The 17,535-nt window shown below is 68.7% G+C and carries 23 protein-coding genes and 2 pseudogenes; 6 read left to right on the forward strand and 19 right to left on the reverse strand.

Annotated elements, in window-relative coordinates; translation table 11 throughout:
* Positions 1-675 (reverse strand): annotated as a pseudogene (locus ACWC09_RS46920) (IS5 family transposase); the annotation flags it as partial.
* A 113-nt stretch (positions 676-788) separates the two neighbouring features.
* On the opposite strand from ACWC09_RS46920, the gene ACWC09_RS46925 reads away from it, so the two are divergent.
* Positions 789-1,106, forward strand: coding sequence for a hypothetical protein (locus ACWC09_RS46925; RefSeq protein WP_450857765.1), 318 nt, complete (start codon positions 789-791; stop codon positions 1,104-1,106).
* 63 nt (positions 1,107-1,169) lie between these two features.
* On the opposite strand, the gene ACWC09_RS46930 is transcribed toward ACWC09_RS46925, so the two are convergent.
* The 4 genes from ACWC09_RS46930 to dacB all read right to left on the reverse strand — a co-directional run bounded on the left by ACWC09_RS46930 (position 1,170) and on the right by dacB (position 4,516).
* Positions 1,170-1,316 carry a hypothetical protein gene (locus ACWC09_RS46930; RefSeq protein WP_450857767.1) on the reverse strand — a complete coding sequence of 49 codons (147 nt, stop codon included), beginning with the start codon at positions 1,314-1,316 and terminating at the stop codon, positions 1,170-1,172.
* A gap of 273 nt (positions 1,317-1,589) precedes the next feature.
* On the reverse strand, positions 1,590-2,420 hold the full coding sequence (locus ACWC09_RS46935; RefSeq protein WP_450857768.1) for an IS5 family transposase: 831 nt from the start codon (positions 2,418-2,420) through the stop codon (positions 1,590-1,592).
* 52 nt (positions 2,421-2,472) lie between these two features.
* On the reverse strand, positions 2,473-2,754 hold the full coding sequence (locus tag ACWC09_RS46940) for a hypothetical protein (protein ID WP_450857770.1): 282 nt from the start codon (positions 2,752-2,754) through the stop codon (positions 2,473-2,475).
* 190 nt (positions 2,755-2,944) lie between these two features.
* Complete coding sequence (gene dacB / locus ACWC09_RS46945; RefSeq protein WP_450857772.1) at positions 2,945-4,516, reverse strand: D-alanyl-D-alanine carboxypeptidase/D-alanyl-D-alanine endopeptidase; 1,572 nt, start codon at positions 4,514-4,516, stop codon at positions 2,945-2,947.
* 616 nt (positions 4,517-5,132) lie between these two features.
* Between dacB and ACWC09_RS46950 the strand changes: the two are divergent.
* Positions 5,133-5,576: pseudogene (locus tag ACWC09_RS46950) on the forward strand (transposase family protein); the annotation flags it as partial.
* Here ACWC09_RS46950 and ACWC09_RS46955 read toward each other — a convergent pair.
* From ACWC09_RS46955 to ACWC09_RS46980, 6 genes are all read right to left on the reverse strand, one after another.
* Positions 5,560-5,832, reverse strand: a complete 273-nt coding sequence (locus ACWC09_RS46955) for a WhiB family transcriptional regulator (protein WP_450857774.1) — start codon at positions 5,830-5,832, stop codon at positions 5,560-5,562. The pseudogene ACWC09_RS46950 and the gene ACWC09_RS46955 sit on opposite strands and share 17 nt — an antisense overlap.
* A 21-nt stretch (positions 5,833-5,853) precedes the next feature.
* Positions 5,854-6,135: a hypothetical protein gene (locus ACWC09_RS46960; RefSeq protein WP_450857776.1), complete on the reverse strand. Its 282-nt coding sequence runs from the start codon at positions 6,133-6,135 to the stop codon at positions 5,854-5,856.
* Complete coding sequence (locus tag ACWC09_RS46965) at positions 6,132-6,797, reverse strand: GGDEF domain-containing protein (RefSeq protein WP_450857778.1); 666 nt, start codon at positions 6,795-6,797, stop codon at positions 6,132-6,134. The genes ACWC09_RS46960 and ACWC09_RS46965 overlap by 4 nt, the downstream gene beginning before the upstream one ends.
* A 222-nt stretch (positions 6,798-7,019) precedes the next feature.
* Positions 7,020-7,262 (reverse strand): Pycsar system effector family protein, encoded by a 243-nt coding sequence (locus ACWC09_RS46970; protein ID WP_450857779.1) that lies wholly within the window; start codon positions 7,260-7,262, stop codon positions 7,020-7,022.
* Positions 7,222-7,434 carry a hypothetical protein gene (locus ACWC09_RS46975; protein WP_450857781.1) on the reverse strand — a complete coding sequence of 71 codons (213 nt, stop codon included), beginning with the start codon at positions 7,432-7,434 and terminating at the stop codon, positions 7,222-7,224. The genes ACWC09_RS46970 and ACWC09_RS46975 overlap by 41 nt, the downstream gene beginning before the upstream one ends.
* Positions 7,435-7,550: 116 nt before the next feature.
* Positions 7,551-8,003, reverse strand: a complete 453-nt coding sequence (locus ACWC09_RS46980) for an Lrp/AsnC family transcriptional regulator (RefSeq protein ID WP_328980074.1) — start codon at positions 8,001-8,003, stop codon at positions 7,551-7,553.
* Between the two features lie 115 nt (positions 8,004-8,118).
* Here ACWC09_RS46980 and ACWC09_RS46985 point away from each other — a divergent pair, with 115 nt between their 5' ends.
* The gene (locus ACWC09_RS46985; RefSeq protein WP_450857833.1) at positions 8,119-8,733 is read left to right on the forward strand and encodes a LysE family translocator; all 615 of its coding nucleotides are present in this window, start codon (positions 8,119-8,121) and stop codon (positions 8,731-8,733) included.
* A gap of 72 nt (positions 8,734-8,805) precedes the next feature.
* Positions 8,806-9,180, forward strand: a complete 375-nt coding sequence (locus ACWC09_RS46990; protein WP_450857784.1) for a PaaI family thioesterase — start codon at positions 8,806-8,808, stop codon at positions 9,178-9,180.
* Between the two features lie 151 nt (positions 9,181-9,331).
* Here the strand turns inward: ACWC09_RS46990 and ACWC09_RS46995 are convergent, their stop codons facing one another.
* From ACWC09_RS46995 to ACWC09_RS47015, 5 genes are all read right to left on the reverse strand, one after another.
* Positions 9,332-9,475: a hypothetical protein gene (locus tag ACWC09_RS46995; protein ID WP_450857786.1), complete on the reverse strand. Its 144-nt coding sequence runs from the start codon at positions 9,473-9,475 to the stop codon at positions 9,332-9,334.
* Positions 9,476-9,969: 494 nt separating this feature from the next.
* The gene (locus ACWC09_RS47000) at positions 9,970-10,569 is read right to left on the reverse strand and encodes a carboxymuconolactone decarboxylase family protein (protein ID WP_450857787.1); all 600 of its coding nucleotides are present in this window, start codon (positions 10,567-10,569) and stop codon (positions 9,970-9,972) included.
* A 3-nt stretch (positions 10,570-10,572) separates the two neighbouring features.
* Positions 10,573-11,160 carry a carboxymuconolactone decarboxylase family protein gene (locus ACWC09_RS47005; RefSeq protein ID WP_450857788.1) on the reverse strand — a complete coding sequence of 196 codons (588 nt, stop codon included), beginning with the start codon at positions 11,158-11,160 and terminating at the stop codon, positions 10,573-10,575.
* 131 nt (positions 11,161-11,291) lie between these two features.
* Complete coding sequence (locus tag ACWC09_RS47010; RefSeq protein WP_450857790.1) at positions 11,292-12,971, reverse strand: thiamine pyrophosphate-binding protein; 1,680 nt, start codon at positions 12,969-12,971, stop codon at positions 11,292-11,294.
* A 320-nt stretch (positions 12,972-13,291) separates the two neighbouring features.
* The gene (locus ACWC09_RS47015; RefSeq protein WP_450857792.1) at positions 13,292-14,254 is read right to left on the reverse strand and encodes an MBL fold metallo-hydrolase; all 963 of its coding nucleotides are present in this window, start codon (positions 14,252-14,254) and stop codon (positions 13,292-13,294) included.
* A gap of 291 nt (positions 14,255-14,545) precedes the next feature.
* Between ACWC09_RS47015 and ACWC09_RS47020 the strand changes: the two genes are divergently transcribed.
* Together ACWC09_RS47020 and ACWC09_RS47025 are read left to right on the forward strand one after the other, a co-directional pair.
* Positions 14,546-15,184 carry a TetR/AcrR family transcriptional regulator gene (locus ACWC09_RS47020; RefSeq protein ID WP_450857793.1) on the forward strand — a complete coding sequence of 213 codons (639 nt, stop codon included), beginning with the start codon at positions 14,546-14,548 and terminating at the stop codon, positions 15,182-15,184.
* Between the two features lie 398 nt (positions 15,185-15,582).
* A complete protein-coding gene (locus ACWC09_RS47025) occupies positions 15,583-16,125 on the forward strand; it encodes a hypothetical protein (protein ID WP_450857795.1) in 543 nt (180 codons plus the stop codon).
* A gap of 119 nt (positions 16,126-16,244) precedes the next feature.
* Here the strand turns inward: ACWC09_RS47025 and ACWC09_RS47030 are convergent, their stop codons facing one another.
* From ACWC09_RS47030 to ACWC09_RS47040, 3 genes are all read right to left on the reverse strand, one after another.
* A complete protein-coding gene (locus ACWC09_RS47030; RefSeq protein WP_450857796.1) occupies positions 16,245-16,763 on the reverse strand; it encodes an FAD-dependent oxidoreductase in 519 nt (172 codons plus the stop codon).
* A 129-nt stretch (positions 16,764-16,892) separates the two neighbouring features.
* Positions 16,893-17,273, reverse strand: coding sequence for an FAD-dependent oxidoreductase (locus tag ACWC09_RS47035; protein ID WP_450857798.1), 381 nt, complete (start codon positions 17,271-17,273; stop codon positions 16,893-16,895).
* Positions 17,270-17,467 carry a ferredoxin gene (locus ACWC09_RS47040; RefSeq protein ID WP_450857800.1) on the reverse strand — a complete coding sequence of 66 codons (198 nt, stop codon included), beginning with the start codon at positions 17,465-17,467 and terminating at the stop codon, positions 17,270-17,272. Before ACWC09_RS47040 ends, ACWC09_RS47035 begins: the two co-directional genes overlap by 4 nt.
* Between the last annotated feature and the right edge of the window lie 68 nt (positions 17,468-17,535).

The raw sequence follows: 17,535 nt of genomic DNA on the forward strand, positions 1-17,535 counted from the left end.
GGTGGACGCCCAGTCCTGATCCGTGTTCGGTGCCGCGGCGGGCGATGACCGGGGTGATTCCGGCGGCCCGGACCTGCTTGCGGTACTTGTCGTGGTCGTAGCCGCGGTCGGCGTAGAGCCTGTCGGGGCGCCGGCGGGGCCGTCCGCGTCGGCCCCGCACCGGCGGGATCGCCTCGATCAAGGGCATGAGCTGGGTGACGTCGTTGCGGTTGCCGCCGGTCAGTGACGCTGCCAGCGGGATGCCGTGCGCTTCGGTGATCAGATGGTGCTTGGAGCCTGTTCGGGCACGGTCGACCGGGCTCGGTCCGGTTTTGGGCCGCCCTTCATGGCCCGCACATGGGAGCCGTCGATCACCGCCCGGGACCAGTCCAGGGCGTCGGCGGCGTGCAGTTCGGCCAGCAGCGATTCATGTAGACGCTGCCAGACACCCGCGTCGTTCCAGTCGCGCAGGCGCCGCCAGCAGGTCATGCCGGAGCCGAAGCCCAGTTCCTGGGGCAGGAACTCCCACGGAATGCCGGTGTAGAGCACGAACAGGATGCCCGACAGCACCTTGCGGTCGTCCAGACGCTTGCGCCCCGGGTGATCCGCGCGCTGCGGCACGACCGGCAGCAACGGCTCGATCCGCGTCCACAGCTCATCGGACACGATCCACGGCAGCTGCTCACCCCTTCTCATGCGCAGGCCAACGCACCATCAGGGCGGCCATATTCCAAGGCAAGTTGGAACATTTTGTTAGGAGTTCTAAGGGCGTCCTGGAGCCGATCACCGCTCGCAGATGCGAACTGGACGTGCTCGCCGAGGAGTTGGCCAAACAGTCGCGGGAGGTCCAGGCCGAGCGCGAGGAACTGCTGGTCGCCGAGCGGGTCCTGAACCGGCCGGCCGAACAGGACCGGGCCGAAGCGGAAGCCGCCGTGGTCGCCGCCCCGCCGCCCGCCCAGGTGGCAGGGCGGCCGGTTCTGCTGATTCCGCACCACGGCGAGGGACACGTGTCGGTTATGACGGACGCCGAGTGGCAAGTACTGCCGCGCAGGCGGGGGGTGGAAGGAACGCTGCGCGGCCTCTGGATTGGGTTGTCGGCCCGCACTGTTTTGGAGTGCGGAACGTGAGCTCTTGTCCGTTTCGTGGTTGAGGTTGGGGAAGGACCGCTGGTCGCGGGTGGGGGGTGGTTCTCAGGCGTCGGTGCCGGCGAACAAGCCGGGTTCGGGTTCGATGAGGATGCCCCGGCTGACCAGGCGTTTCAGTTTGGAGCGGATGCCCTCGGTGTTCCTCGGGAGGATCGGCAGGTCGAGGGCCTGGCAGAGGTCGCGGGCGCGCATCGGTCGGCCCGCGTCGGCCAGGGCGTTGAGGATCTGCTGGTAGGCGGGGTGGTCCGGGACGTCGGGGCGGTCCGGCCCGGTGGCGAGTGAGGGCAGCGGGAGAGTTGAGGAGGGTCTTGCGGGTGATGCGCAGGTTCTCGCTCTCCGCGTCGAGTTCGCCGAGCTGCCGGGTGAGTTCTTCGATGCGGACCCGGAACTGCCCGGCTTGGTCGGCCAGTTCGCGTTCGCGGGTCTCTATGTGTTCCAGGATGGCTTTGATCTGTGGGTTCTCGCTCATGCGGTCCTCCAGGAGGCGAGGGTGGCTCCGGTGAGGCGGCGGCTCATGACGGAGGTCATCGCCCAGAAGACGCGGGAGCGGGAGGAGGCGGGGCGGTGTTCGTAGTCGCGTACGAGACGGCGGTAGAACATCGGGATCCCGTTCGTCTGCTCCACGATCCACCGCTTGGCCTGCGGAACGAAGCCCTTGTCGTCCGGGTTGCGCTCGACGATCTCGACGTCGATCCCCACGTTCGTGCCGTGCTCGACGACCTTCTTCTTGAAGCCCTGGTCGACCAGGGCCTTCTTCACCGTGTCGCACTGCCCGGCGACACCGTCCAGCAGGGCGATGCCGACGGTGTTCTCGTGCGCGGAGGCGGGCAGGACGACGCAGTCGATGACGAGGCCCAACACGTCCACGGCCAGGCATCTCTTCCTGCCCGGCGCTTTCTTCGCGGCATCCCGTCCCGTCGTCGTGGCCGGGACTCCGACGGAGGCGTGGATGCTCTGCGTGTCCAGGACCACCAGGCTCGGGTCGGCTAATCGCTTCCGCTTCTCCCGCAACTGCCAGCGCAGCAGATCGTGAACGTCCTGGTCGGTGCCCTCGTCGCGCCAGAGGTAAAAGTAGTACTTCACCGCTCCGGGCGGGGGCATGTCATGGGGCAGGAACTCCCGCTGACAACCGGTGCGGTTCTGGTAGAGGATCGCGTTCACGATCTCCCGCATCGCATACTTCCCCTGATGCCCGCTGACCGACGGATGCCGGGCCTTCCATGCCGTGATCACGGGTTCGACAAGCTCCCACTGTTCATCGGTGAGATCGCTCGGGTACGGCTTGCGCATGCTCATGCCACAAGCCAATACGAACCCCGAACCCCTGACCGACAGCAACGCCCCAACGTCACACCATCGAGCGATGACAAGACCGACGGAACGCCACATCCCGCACTCTGAGACCGAGGGCTCGTAGGGGCCGGTGGTAGTCGCGGCCGGTGTGGCGGAGGGCGGCGGCGATGTTGGTCTGACCGTCCTGGCGGAAGACGCTGATGGCGAGGTTGCGCAGGGAGGCCATGGCGCGGGGCAGGGTGCCGGTGCGGACCTTGGAGTCGTCCTCGCGGACGTGGACGTCCCGGCGCGCGGAGACGTCGGCACTGCTGACGCGCCAGACGATGTCGAGGCTCACCGATGTGACCACGTGAGCTGCCCGCTGTGCGGATCCTTCGGTGCCTGCTGGTCCAGACCCACATCCGCACGGCCGAGGGGTGGGACGGGTGTGGGTCCGGCGGCGTGATCGCACGCCCGGGGCCGGTGAAGAGGCAGCAGCCCCGGGCGTCTTCCGTACCGTCGGCGCAGGTGCAGGTTGCCACGCGCCTTCACGGGTGTGCCGAGGCCTCCTCCTGCAGCAGGGCGGAGATCTGGTTGGTGTCGTCGAAGATGCGCAGGATGCCCTGGATGTCAGGGGCGGTGGCGGAGTTGACGAGTTCAACGAAGATGACCACATGGCCGTCGTCGGTCAGCAGGTAGCCGGCCTGGCTCTGGTCCGCCACGTCGAGCTGGCCGTTGAGCCGGTCCAGGCCGATGACGGTTCCCGGTTTGGCGAAGACCTTGCCCCTGGCCGGGCAGTGGGAGCAGGAGATCGCGTTCGAGCCGTCGACCCCCAGGATGGGCAGCGACAGCCGGAAGGCGGTCGCATCGGGGGTGTGCAGCCAATAGGCGAGAACCTGGGCGAGGCCGACCGGGGTGGCCTTCTCTGTCGCGTCGCCACCGCGCCCGTCATCGAGCTGGAACTGCGCCGGGTCGACGTGCGCGACCTGGGTCAGGAAGTCGTGCTCGACCCCGAATCCGCCGGCGAAGCAGTCCTTGCTGCCCCGCAGCCCGGCCATGTTGCACAAGGCCAGGTTGGCGCCGAGGTTGTGGCTGACCTTCAGGATCAGCTTGGCGTACTGCTGGTAGGGCGGGGAGACATAGGCGGCCACCCGCGGATCGTGGTGGTAGGAGGCGGGCAGTTTGCGCTCCGGGTTGGGGCCGGTTGGCCGGGCGCTGACGGTGACGCCTGCCCGGCCGAGTGCCTCGATCAGCGCGGTGCGGCCGAAGGCGTTGGGATCCTGGACGGGTGAGGTCCTCAGGACGGGCTGCGTCCCGGCCGCGATCTGACCGGACACGGTGATCTTGGTGCCGTCCTGGGAGGCCTTGACCGTGATGTTCGTCGTACCGCCGGCGGCCACCGTCTTCACCTTGAAGTCGACGCTGTACGGCTTGACCTGCGGGCGCCAGAACAGCTTGGCCGCGTGCCCGGCGGTGGTGGGGGTGGTGAGCAGGTCGATGAGGTTGTCGTTGATGATCAGCGGGGTGGGCTGCGGGTCCAGCTCCGGGGGCGTGAAGATCCTGGGATCGACGACGACGTCGCCCTGAACGCGGGTGAGGCCTGCATGGCGCACCTGCCGGGCGATCTGGTCCACACCGGCGAGCGGGTTCTCCGGGGTGAGCGTGGCGCCGGGCAGGTCGTTGGCGGACGTGTGGTCGACGTTGGTGTAGTCCACCGAACCGTCGGGCCTGGTCCGCCCCCCCATCGTCAGGTCGCCCTGGGCGACCAGCGCCAGGTTCCCCTTCAGCGTCGAGCCGTGGCGCGTGCCCGCCGCATACACGGGCGTGGTGAAACGGTGGCCGGGGCCCAGGCTGTGCCAAGCGGCCGAGAGGGTGACGAGCTTGGTGTCCGAGCCGGGGACGAAGGACTGCCGCGCGAACTGGGAGTGGATCACCTCCCCGGTCGAGGGGTCGACCTCGTAGACGCCCCACTGCGCGCTCTCGTAGCCGGGCTTGTGCATGATCGCCTCGACGGCGGGCGGGAGGTCGCTGACGCGCCCCGCTTCGAGCGCGCGTGCCGGCGCGGCCGCCAGCGCCGCAGGAGCGGTGACGGCCACGCCCGCCAGGGTCACGAGCGTCACGCAGGCTGCGGCCCAGGGCCGCAGCCGACTACGGAACATCGATTTCATACACACCGCCGATTCGAGAAAGCAGCCCAAACCGAAAAATCCATGAGGTATACGACAAATTTCGGCAGAATCGTACGGGCCAGGGCCCACTCACCTACCAGCCCCACTCCCCCATGACGGCATGTCGGGCGCAGATCATCCCTTCAGCCGATCACAGCCGATCCCACGCCCGGGCGCCGCGTGGAGTCGGCCGCGTCGCAGAAGGACCCTGGACGACGATCGATCCGCCGTGCAAGGTCGCCGTCCGGCTGCACTCCCACGCCGTGCCGACCCTGGTGCGGACGCAGGAGCCCTGGTCGCTGCCGACCTTGTGTCCGGCCGTGTCGAACACGGGGTTGGCGAAGGCCGGTGTGTCGCCGAGGCCGTCACCGTGCGGGCATATGTACAGCGCCTACATGCAGTCGCTGGCGCTCCTGCACTACCGTCTCTTCGACAGCTCCGGCCGGCCCGTTGGTCAGTGAGCTCTTTCCAACCTCCCACGTCGGCTGGGCAGTTGGCCTGACAGATAGATGAAGCCCCTAGTAGATGGGTTTTCGACCAAGAGAACCGTCTCCACCAGAGGCTTCGCATGCTTGTCTACCCGTCCGGCGTCGACGTGTCCAGCTCTGCCCTCCTCACCCTCGCCCACCTCCGCAACGGCCAGCCCTACGCCCAGCTCGCGGCTGGTTTCGGGATCGGCACCGCCACCGTCTACCGGTACATCACCGAGGCCGTCGAGCTCCTGGCCGCGCTCGCCCCCACGCTCGCCGAAGCAGTACGTGCCGCCTCTATGAAGGCGTACCTGGTCCCGGACGGAACGCTTCTGCCGATCGACCGGATCGCCGCCGACCGTCCCTTCCACTCGGGCAAACACAAGAAGCACGGCATGAACGTGCAGGTCCTGGCCGACCCGAAGGGGCGTCTGCTCTGGGCTTCACCGGCGCTGGCCGGTGCCGTTCATGACGTCCGGGCCGCACGCGAGCACGGCATCATCGACGCTCTCGCCGAGGCCGGCATCAACTGCTGGGCGGACAGTGATGATGGGTTATGGGGGCGGCCCACACGTTGGTGGGGGTCTGGTCGGGGTTGGCGAGCGCCCATCGCAGGCAGCCCTCAGCGATCGGGCAGCGCCGGCAGGCTGCTTTGGCGGTCCGGATGCGGTCGGCTACGGCTCGGTCGGTGGCCTCGCCGGAATCGACGTCGAAGGTTCGGGGGCTGCGGCGGCACGCGGTCGGGGTCGCGGGGGTCGGGAACGGGATGCGCTGGTCGTGCTGGACGGTGGTGCCCATAGGTCTCCAATCGCGGGCCGGTCAGGCGTGGTTGTCGGTGGTCGATGTGGGGCGGCGGTCCGACACGAAGCGACCGGACGACCGGGCTTCGTCGGGGTGCGCGACGATCCACCGTTCGGCGCAGGTCTTGTGCGTGGCTTCTCCGGCGTGGGAGCGCAGCGGTGTGGGACGCCGGCACAGGACGCAGGGTGCGAGGCGCTGGTAGTGGAGGCTGTTGCGCCAATCCAGCAGGGCGCCCGGGGCGGGTACGTCGCCGGCAAGGTCGGCGAGGGTCCGGGCGGTCTTGGGGGCCTGGGTGGTCATCCGGCCGGGAGGTGGGTGCCGGGGCGGCCCGGGCGGCGTCCGTGGACGGTGGGCGTGTAGGCGTCGTGGCGGGTGGCCACGTACCCGCAGCTCGCTTGGCCGGTCTTGACCCGGTACATGGCCATGTCCGCGCCGCGCAGCATCCGATCGGCGCCGGCCGCGTCGGGCAGGTCGGCGGCGCGGGCGGTGCCGATGGACACGGCCGGGCGCAGGAGCTCGGTGCCGCAGGGGACGGGCTGCGCCAGCTGGTCGCGCAGCGCGGTGACTTCCCGGACGGTCGCGGTCGGCGACAGCAGCACGGCAGCGGCGATTTCGTCGCCTCCCAGGCGCGCGGCGAGCCCGCCCCGGGCCTCAGCCCAGGCGCCGATGCGGCGGCCGATGGCGGTGATGAGGATGTCGCCGGCGGCGTGGCCGAGTTCGTCGTTGACGCCCTTGAGTCCGACCAGGACGTGCAGCTGCTCGCGGTGGGTGGCGGCCAGGCGGGTGGTGCGGTCCATGAGGGCGGCCCGGTCGGCGAGGCCGGTGAGCGGGTCACGGCGTGCGGTCTGCAGCTGGCGGCGTACGCGGACGTCGTCGGCGAGCACGGCCAGGGCGAGCGGCACGGCGGCCGCGGCGATGACGAGTGTTCGAGTCGGCTGCCGTAAGGCAGGCGCAACGGGCATGATGAAGCCTCCGATCCCGCCCTGTGCGGGCGGACATGGGAGAGGCGCACCCTGAGCTGTCCAGGCTGATGGAGGTGCGCCTCTTGCTGTGTGATCGTGTGCGGCCGGCGGGGTCCGCGCGGCGGGCAGAGCTCCGTTCGTGTCGGGCCATGCTGTGACGGCCCTGCGCCCGGTCCCGCCGCGCGCCGACTGGGAGCGCGGGCGGGGCGGGACGCAGGGCCGTCACAGCAGCGCGGCGACAGCGGCCAGAAGCAGCAGGGCGAGGGCGGCGAGGCTGAGGTCGACCGCGCGCCGCAGCTGGCGGTACTTGGCGACGGCGATCTGGGACAGGACACGGATGCGGGCGGCGCGGGTGTCGCCGTGCATGCAGGCGAGGATCGCGTCGTCGTCCAGGCCCGCCCAGTGCGGGAAGGAGGCGCGGTCGTCACCGCGCAGGCGGGGCCGGACGACCAGGAGCAGCAGCACGGCGGCCGCCCAGGGCGAGCACGGCGGCCGCGGCGAAGGCCTTCGTCGCAGGCGTCAGGTCCCGGTCGGCGAGGGAGGCGAGGCCGGCGAGGACGGCGCCGTTGAAGGCGCGCAGCAGGGACGCCTTGCCGTCGGTGCGGGAGGAAGCGCGCGGGTTCGCGGAATCCAGCACGTCAAACCGCGGGAACCTGCGTGGGTAGGTACCCCTCCACGGGAAGTTCCGCGCGGGTTCGGTGCCGCGGCGGGGTCGATGCCTCTTGAGATTGAGGTGGCTCCACCGATCGGGGCTTACTCGGGCAGCGGTCGGTCGTCGATGACGTTCTTCATGACCAGGGTGGAGGTCAGGCGCTGGACGCCGGGCAGCCTGGCGAGCTGCTGGTCGTAAAGCTGCTGGAAGGCAGCGAGGTCGGTGGTGGCGACCCGTAGGAGGTAGTCGGGTTCGCCGAAGAGGCGCTGGGCCTGGAGCACATGCGGGATGGCGGTGACAGCCTCTTCGAAGGCGGTGACAGTATCGGGGCTCTCCCAGCGCAGGGTGGCGAAGACGAGGGCTTCGAAGGTGAGGCCGACGGCGGCCGGGTCGACAACGGCGCGGTAGCCGCGGATGGCGCCCTCGCGTTCGAGGTCACGTAGGCGGCGGTGGCAGGGCGAGACGCTGAGCTGCACGCGGGCCGCCAGCTCGGTGACGGTCAGGCGACCGTCCAGCTGCAGCTCAGCAAGAATCTTCCGATCCAGGGCATCCATGGAGGAGATTCTCCCCCTCAGACCCCAATCACAGGGTAACTACGCAAACACTTTCGGGCATATCGCACCTAACCTTCCCTCTGAGGCAGGAAAGCGCGAGAGGGAACGATCATCCATGGATACAACGACACTGGCGGCCTTCATCGCGGTGGACCTGCTTTTCGTGTTCACACCGGGCGCGGACTGGGCCTACGCGATCACCGCCGGGCTGCGGGAACGGTCGGTCGTCCCGGCCGTCGCTGGACTCATAGCCGGGCACATCGCGTACGCGCTGCTCGCCATTGCCGGCCTGGTGGTGATCGTGGCGAACTCGCCGACCGCTCTGACCGCGCTGACTGTCGCCGGAGCCGCCTACCTGATATGGCTCGGCTGGGGAATCTTGCGTCAGCCGGTCACTGTGGCCGCGTCCGAGGAGGCCCTGGCCTCCTCACGTGGACGGATCGTGCTTAAGGGCACCGTGATCAGCGGCTTGAACCCCAAGGTGCTACTGCTGTACTTCTCCCTGTTCCCGCAGTTCATCGATTCCGCGGGCTGGCCTGTCGCCGCGCAGACCGGCCTGCTGGGCACGATCCACCTCACGGCCTGCACCATCGTCTACCTCGCCGTCGGTCTCTTGGCGCGCACGGTACTCAAGACCCGTCCTTCGGCTGCGCGGATGGTGACACGCATTTCTGGAGCCATGATGATCGCCATCGGCGGGTTCCTTCTCGTCGAGCGCTTGGCCCTCTGACGCTCGACTGCACACCATCCCGGCCGCGATGATCAAAAGCGTATCCAGGCGAGCTTTGACCGCCAGGGGCTCATGACCCACCTCGGCGCTCGGATCACCCACATCGGCCCAGGCCGCGTCCACATCATGCTCCCGGCCCGTGCCGAGGTGAGCCAGCAGCACGGCTACGTCCACGCCGGCGCCACCAGCGCCATCGTCGACAGCGCCGGCGGATACGCGGCACTCACTCTGTTCCCCGAGGACGCGGAAGTCCTCACCGTCGAGTACAAGATCAACCTCCTCGCGCCCGCGGCCGGCGACCATCTCGAGGCCATAGGGACCGTCCTGAAGTCCGGACGCACCCTGACCGTCTGCCAGCTGGAGGTCTACGGCGTCCAGGACCACGGCGAGCGCAAGCTCATCGCGAACGGTCAGCGGACGCTCATCCGCGTGAACAGGACCGCCTAGTGAGCACGCGGCCCGCCCTGCCGGCGCCGTCGTTCTGCGCGACGGACGTCTGCGTGCCGCCGCTGACCACATCCCAGTCCCTGCCGAGGCGCTTCGCGTGCCCTACCCGCGGGCTTGGCCAGCGTCCGATCAGCCCTGACATGTAGCAGTCCTACCGAGGCTGCTTGGCGGTGCGCTCGGGGTGGGCGGCGGTGACGTAGCGCATGGCGGTTCGTTCGGTGATGCCGAAGAGCCTCATGAGTTTGAGCGGGTCGCCGGTGGCGAAGGCTTCGTCGAGCATCCGGTCCTGACGCAACCTGTCGAGGGTCGGTCCCTCTGAGTGGAACCACCACTACTACGGCGACGCGACCGCCACGCAGGTCGTCGGCAACCGGACGACCACCCATGTCGCCAGCACTCTGATCGGCTTCGCCAACCAGCCGCTCGTCACCGGCGTTGCGTTCATGTGCCGTAACCAATACCGCCGTCACGCCCACCCGCGTGAACTCGAAGCCCTACACGACGGGACCGTCACCGTGCACGCTGTCGACGTCCCCGCCTACTCCGCAGTGGTGGTCGTGCTGTCGGGCAAGGCACCTCCACGCGTCCCTCCGGCACCGTGAAGCGGCACTGAACAGCACTTGCCGCAGAGAGAGCGAAAGTACTGGCCGTCCCTGATCACGGCATGCGTGACGGTCCGCCGAGTCGGCGGACCGTCACGCCGCCCCTACGCCCGACGACCGCCAGGACCAGGTCGAGCCTGGCCAGGCAGTACTCGACGAGGCTGCCGGTGAAGGCGCTTCGATGTGCCTACTGGTCGAGGCCGACGGCGTTCGAGGGAACGTCGAAGGCCATCAGGGTGAGCGAGACCGCGCTGAACCAGCCCATCAGGACCGTCACGTCGGCGATGCCGGCGTCGCCGAGCAGTTCCTGTGCCCGCTGGAACATCCCCTGCGGCACGATGCGCGCCGCGGCCAGCGTCGAGGCGAGCTCGTACACCATCTGCTGCCGCGGGTCGTCGAACGCGGTCGGCAGCCCCGCGATCAGCGCCTGCGCCTTCTCCGCGTCGAGCCCTCCGAAGATCACACCGATCTTCTCGTGCTCGTAGCTGGCGTACGCGGCGCCCCAGCGCCCGCAGATCACACAGGTGGCGATCTCGATCTCGGCCTTCGACAACGTCGACTTCGTCTGGAAATACGCCCCGACCGGCGTGACCGTCTTGAGGAGCGTCGGGTTCGCCGCCCAGATCTTGTGCGGGCCCGGCACGAGTCCGCGCAGCTTCAGCGTGAAGTCGAACGCCTCGCGCATCTCCGGCGACATCTGGTCGACCGGCGTCTCGGCGAAGCGCCCGAACGTGCCGAAGTCGTCCGGGTTCTCGAGCATGGCCTTGAGTTCGTTGATATCGGGCATGATTCACTCCCAGTCGGTATGAGTCACGGCGCGACCGGCGGGCACGTCATACGCGTTGAGCAGGGTGCCGAGCGCCAGGTAGTGGACGGTGATGAATGCGACCGCGGCGAAGCCCTGCGGGCCGAGCTTCGCGACCGCGGCGTCGTACAGGGGCCCCGGCACCGCGCCACCCCGGGTCAGGGCGGAGGCGACATCCCCGGCGAGGAGCTCGTCCTCGCCCAGGTCGGCCGGGCGCGAGCCTGCGCTCAGGGCCGCGATCTGGTCCGGGCGCAGCCCGGCGCGCAGGGCCAGCGGGGTGTGCGCGTAGAGCTCGTAGGCGACGTTGAACCTGCCGCCGAGCGTCAGGATGACGACCTGCCGGGCCCGGTCGCTCAGGCCCGGCAGCTTCTGGGCGACGTCGATGAACTGGCCGAGCGGCACCGCGAGGTCGGGGAAGTGGAGCATCACGCCCCACGGCCCGACGAACGCACCGTCGGGGTCGCGGACCTCGAAGCCCTGGTACTCCTCGGCCTGGATCATCTTCTCGAAGGCCTCGTAGAGGGGACGCTGCTCGGCGGTCAGCTCCGTAGGGGGAATCAGTGGCAGTCGCATGGTGATCTCCTTGTGCTCGACAGCCGAACACCGAGCGTTCAGGTGCGTTTCCAGGGCAGTGAGACCCGGTGGACCAGCCGATCAGCACGTCGTCGTGCCGACGATGCCTTGGTCGTGGTCACCGGGCCGGCTCAGACGTCGCGCTTGAGCAGCGCGTCGAACGTGGTGACCGGGGCGATCCGTTCCTTGTCGACCACGACGTCGATCAGTGCCGGGCGGGCGCCGGCGATCGCCTGTTTCAGGGCTTCCCTGAAGTCCTGCGCCGAATCGACGCGAGCCGCGAACAGTCCGTACGCGGCGGCGACCTTCGCGTGGTCGACGTCGATGAAATCGCAGACCTCGTGCACGACGTCGCCTCCGAGGGCGTGCTGGAAGCCGACGTGCTCGTACCCGAGGCTCGCGTTGTTCAGGACGATGGTCACCGCCGGGATGTCCAGTCGCATCGCGGTCTCGAGGTCTCCGACGTTGTAGCCGAAGCCACCGTCGCCAACCAGCGCGAAGGCACGCTGCCCCGCCGGCGCCGCGAGTTGGGCTCCGAGAACGGCGGGGAAGGCCCAGCCGAGTGTGCCGGCGGCGCGCAGGAACGTCCGGCCGGGCGAGTGGACGGGAAACAGGGCGCCGCCCCAGGCCCCCATGAAGCCCGTGTCCACGACGAGCAGGTCGCGCTCGTGGGTGAGTTCCCGAAGGATCGAGACGATGGCCTCGGGCCGCACGTGCCCGACGGCAGGTCGGCGTGCCACTGCCTGGAAGTCCTCCTTCCAGGCGGCGCGCCTTTGCTGGACGGACTCGCACCACGTGCGGCGAGCGTCGGTGACCGGCTCCAAGGTCAGCGCCGCGGCGAGTGAGCGGCACAGTTCGCCGGCATCGGCGACCACACCCGCCTGCACGGCGCGCGTCCTGCCGATGGCCTCGGGCGAGAGGTCGACCTGGACCACCTCGGTGGTGGCCGAGGGCAGCGTGTAGGTGTCGGTCGCGAGACCTCCGAGGTCCGTACCGATGACCAGGACGAGATCCGCCTCACGCGCGATCTCGTTGCTGATCCTGCTTGAGTAGCGTCCCGCGACGCCGACCGACAGCGGATGGTTCTCGGGTATGGCGCCCTTCCCGCCGAGTGTCGTCAGGACAGGCACCGACGCGGTCTCCGCGAGTGCGACCAGCTCGAGCGCGGCATCGGCGAGCAGCACTCCGTTGCCGGCGAGGATCATCGGCCGCTCACTCCGGGCGAGCCTGCTGACGATGTCGTCCACCGCGCTCGCCGACGGGGCCGGCGGCGTGGGCGTGAAGGCAGGCGCGTAGCGGGCGTTCGGCGCGACTTCCATGATCGTGTCGAAGGGGATGTCGAGGTGCACGGGTCGTGGGCATCCCGCGGCCGCGGTGCGCACGGCCTGAGCGACGAGTTCTCCGGCGCGGTCCGCGCGGGTGACACGCGCCTGCCACTTCGTGACCGACTGGAACATCGGCGGCTGATCGAGCTCCTGGTACTCGTTCTTGTACTCGACCCGTGTGGACACCGTGCTGGTGATGGCGACGAGGGGGCTGTGTGCCCACCAGGCGTCCGCGAGCGCTCCGGCCACGTTCGCCGCACCCGGCCCCCACTGCCCGTAGACCACCGCGGGTTTGCCCGTCACCCGGGCGTACGCGTCGGCCATGACGACCGACGCGGCCTCGCTGCGCGCGAGGTGCATGTCGATGCCGTGATCACGCAGCGCCTGCCAGAGGAGCAGATCGCCACCGGTGACCAGGAAGATACGGTCGATCCCGTTGTCTTTCAGGGCCCTGGCCACAGCGTGCGCGACCCGGGGCGCAGCCATCTCGGTCTTGTGTTCCGTTGCGGTGTCACCGCTTGCTTTCGTCACGAGTTTCTCTCTTCATCGGCTCAGAACATGTGGTTGCTTCACCGCTGGGACACGGCACCTTGGCCGCCGTCGAGACCGCGGGGCGCAAGAAGGTCGGTACCAGCGGTTTTCGGTGAAGGCTGGGGGCCGGGCCGGGCCGGCAGCCCGAGCGGCAGCGGAACGCGCAGCGCCCAATGGTCGGTCGAAGCTCGGCGTCACCTGCTGTCACACCCCTCGGACGCCTGCGGTCCGGAACGGGGTGTCGGCGGCCTGCGTCGAGCCACGGCCGAATGCTGTCAGAGGATGAGGCCCTTGGTGATCACGTTGGGCAGGGTCGTCATCTCGGCGAAGGCGCGTTGGTCGTGGGCGGGCACGACGATCATGTCGGGGATGCGCTGGAGGATGGAGGCCATCCGCAGGAGATTGCGTCGGTTGCCGTCCGCGTCCAGATCGGCGAACCTCCGCACCAGCCAGGGACGTTCTTCCAGCCGGGTGAGACCTTCGCGCTGCCACACCAGGTCGCCCACCAGGGCGTACCGCACGTGGTTGGCGAGCGTCACGAACACGATGATGCTGCCCGGGGTGTGCCCCGGGGCGGGCACGCAGACGATCGATCCGTCGCCGTGAACGTCGTGGCTGCGGGGGAAGCCGAGGTAGGGACCGGACTCGAAGCGGATGACGCTCCAGGGGATGCTGGTCTCGCTGAAGGGTGGGCCGAAGTAGCCGTGCATGCCTTCCCTGTCGAAGGCGGCCTTCTCTCGCTCGGTGGCCAGCACCGGTACGTCGGGGAAGTCCGGGAGGCCGCTCACGTGGTCCCAGTGCGCGTGGGTGAGGAGGATGCCCGCGAGTCGGCCGAAGTCGTAGCCGGCGGCCTCCAGTTGGTCCCGGGCCGGCTTCCACATCTCGTACTTGGTCATGCGCTGGAACAAGGGCGGCATGGTGGTCATCTGCTGGTCGATACCGCGGCCGAACCCTGTGTCGACCAGCAGATCGCCACTGGGGTGCCTGATGAGGACGGCACCCATGTTGAAGTCACGCTTCTCGAAGAACGACCCGCCGCGGTAACCGTAGGCGGCGACGCGCTTGTTGACACCGGTCGGCACCGCGACGACGTCCAGTTCCGCCGGTGGCTCGGCCTCGGGAATCGGAATCGAGTCGGGCAGAGAGGGAGGCACAGGCAGTGGCGACGACGCGAAGCTGCGGGCCAGGCGCGCCACCGGCACCGCGGCGGCCGCGGCGACGATGAACCGCTTCTTCATGATTCGTTCTCCTTCTGGCGGGTCCGCGGTGCCCACGGCTCGGCGGGGGATTCCTGGAGCAAGGGCACGGGCCGGCGAGCGAACTCGGAGCGCTGAGTAGGCCATCCGTGCCTGGCTGATCGGATACGCAGCCGCACAGCTGCGTCCTGTGCTTGAGGGGAGCCCGGTCGGGGGTCCGTGGAAGCACGCCAGGCGTAAAAAAACGAACGCCCGTTGTCTTTTTCTACTGTGCACCGACCGCGACTCATCGTCAAGGAGAACGACCGCTCGTTTTTCATGTACGCTGCGAGCATGCCCAAGGTGAGCCAGGAGTACCTAGACGCCCGCCGCGCGGAGATCCTCAGCGCCGCGAGGCGATGCTTCGTGCGCAACGGCTTCCACGCGACGACCATGCAGGACGTGCTGACGGAGACGGGCCTGTCCACGGGAGCCGTGTACAGGTACTTCGCCGGCAAGCAGGACATGATCGTCGCGATCGCCGAGGAGAACCTGGGCGAGGTGGTCGCCGAAGTCCGCAAACTGGCCGATCAAAGACCCACGGTCGGCATCGGAGAAGCACTCACCGACCTCTTCGAGGTCATCAAGGCGAAGCACGCGGAGAACGGCTTCGCCGCCCTCACGCTGCTGGTGTGGTCCGAATCGCTGTACATCCCGGCACTCACCGAGCGAATCAAAGCCACAATCGTCGAGGCCTGCGGTGAAATCGTCAAGATCGTGCGAGAGCATCAAAATGCCGGCGCCCTGCCCCAGGGGGCCTCAGCGGACGAACTCGCCCAGTTGATCGCGACGATCATGCCCGGTTTCATTCTCCAGCTGACGGTCCTGGGACCCTCAGGAGTTGACGGGCTGTCGGACGCCGCCCGCGCACTGTGGCCGGAGGGAGGCACGCACGCGACCACTCCGCATACCACAGGACAACTGGGCGAGTAATACGCTCTCAGCATGCACGCGGGCGCGGCTCGGGCCCCGCGCCCGCACAGGAGGTTCTCCGCCTTCGACCCGGCGGAAACCATTGGCACCGGGAGCAGCGACAATAACCTCCGCGTCGGTTCCCTTTTCGCACCCAAAACCGCGTACGGAATTACCCACCTCACGGTCTTTCAACTGCGAAAAACCGGGTTGGTCGGATTACCCGGCCGCAACCAAACGCTACTCATTAGCTGCCTCTTGACGCGACGAATTAATAGTGGCAACAATGTATTCGAAACGCGTGGGCCCCTTCACCGCCGCACTCTAGGCCAGCTTTCCCTCGTATCGGCCACCGCTCTGTCCAGCGGTTTCTTCGGCGCGTGCTCACCTGAGTTCCGCAACCACTCAAAGGATCACCAATGGCAGACTTGAAGCGTTACGTCGTCGGCCTCGACGGCAAGGGCAAATCGGCCGTTCTCCAAACGGGCGTACCCAACCAGCAGGAGTTTCCCGGCTTCTTCTGGCGCGCAACGCTGTGGAAGACCCGCGAAACCCCGGTCGACAACAGCATCCCCGGAGACCGATCGGTGGAGGGTGGCGCGGCCCGATCCCCGTTCCCGAACGGCATGTTGGTGCGCGCCATGGAGTTCTGGCCGGAGCCCGACCCCGAGACAACCGAGAAGCTGTTCGCCGACCTCAACAAAGTAGCCGCGGAGAACCACCAGCACGCGCGGGCCGACAAGCCTCGCCACCCCACGATGCACAGGACCGACACTCTCGATGTCTTCCACATCGTTCGGGGTGAGATATACCTCGTCCTCGACGAGGACGAGATCCTGCTGAAGCCGTCCGACACGGTGGTCATCCAGGGCAGCAATCACGGCTGGAGCAACCGCGGCACCGAGCCGTGCCTGATACTCGGCAGCATGACCGACGCACTGCCGCGGGAACTCGCCGAATAGGCCCCGCACGCCGGAATGGGCTGCTGTGACCGAGCCCGTGCGGGCTCACCCCTTGCGGGCCCGGTCACAGCAGCCGGATGCCCTGCCCCGCCAACTGCTGCCCGAAGTACCAGGGGTGCTCAGGTACGCGCCTGAGCAGCCAGTGCGCGGAGCGCGGTGACCGGTTTCCGCACGCCATAGGCGACGACGGTGGAACGCCCGCCGGTCCGTGTCCAGGTGAGCAGGGCGCGCCCTTCGGCCACGCTGCCCACCACGCTGGTGGGTTCGCCGGACAGGGGCAGAGGCCCCACCACCTTGAGGGCGAGGCCGGCGGTCTCGGTCCAGAGGTAGTCATCCAGGGGCGGCCCGGTGTGCGGGCGGCCGAGTACGGAGGCGGCGGCGACCTTGCCCTGGGCGACGGCGTTGGACCAGAACGGTGCGCGCCGGTCGGGGAGGGCGCCGTCGGCGCGGAGATAGGTGACGTCGCCCGCTGCGAGCACGCCGGGCACAGTGGTGGCGCAGGCGTGGTCGATGCCCACGCCCAGATGACCGGCCAGGCCTGTGCCCGCAAGCCAGTCGGTGCAGGGAACCTCTCCGTCGCACGTGACTACCAGGTCCGCGGTCAACTCGGTTCCGTCCGGCAGCCGTACGCCGTTCACGGGGTCCCCAGCCAGAGTGGCATACCCGGTGGCCTGGACGAACCGGGTAGCCGCCGAGGATCCGCTCCAGCGGCCGATCGACGTCCACGACGGTGACCGGGATGCCGCGGGCGGCGCAGGCGGGCGTCGTCAAGGGTGCGCAGTGGGAGTGCGCCGCGCTGGCCTGGTGCGGCGAGCCTGCGGGAGTCGGCACGAGTGGCGGCGACCAGGGGCCCCGTAGTCGAACTGTCGGCCGTCCGCAGTGGTCACCACACGGCGGTCGGTGTCGACTCCGACCGCGGCCGAGCGGACGATGTCGACGTCCAGCCCGTCGAGGTGGTGGCTCAGCGTGTCGTCGGCGGCCGGGTCCCTGAGGACCGCCTTGGACAGGGGTGGTCGTGAGTACGCCCCGTGCTCCTCGGCACCGATGATGGTGGCCCTGCCACGGTGGCCGAGGGCGCGCAGTTCCCGTGCCGTAGTCGTTCCGGCGAGCGACTCTCCGACGATGAGGACCGAGGGCGGCGGCGTCATGACGGAAGTCGCAGGGCCGCAACCGGACACGCGTTGACTGCCGAACGGGCGGCGGCGACATGCCTGTCGGGCACCTCGGATCCCTCGAAGTGGTAGGTGAGCTCGGCGTCGTCGTCCAGGCTGAACAGGGCCGGGGCCTGTTCGGCGCACAGCCCGTGGCCCTCGCAGCGTTCATAGTCGACGGAGATCTTCATCGTTGTCGCCCTCAACAGGTCTTTCAGGCAGAGAGCAGTGGTGTCGGCGGAGAGGATGCGCGCGGAAC

The sequence above is a fragment of the Streptomyces sp. NPDC001617 genome (assembly GCF_053596855.1).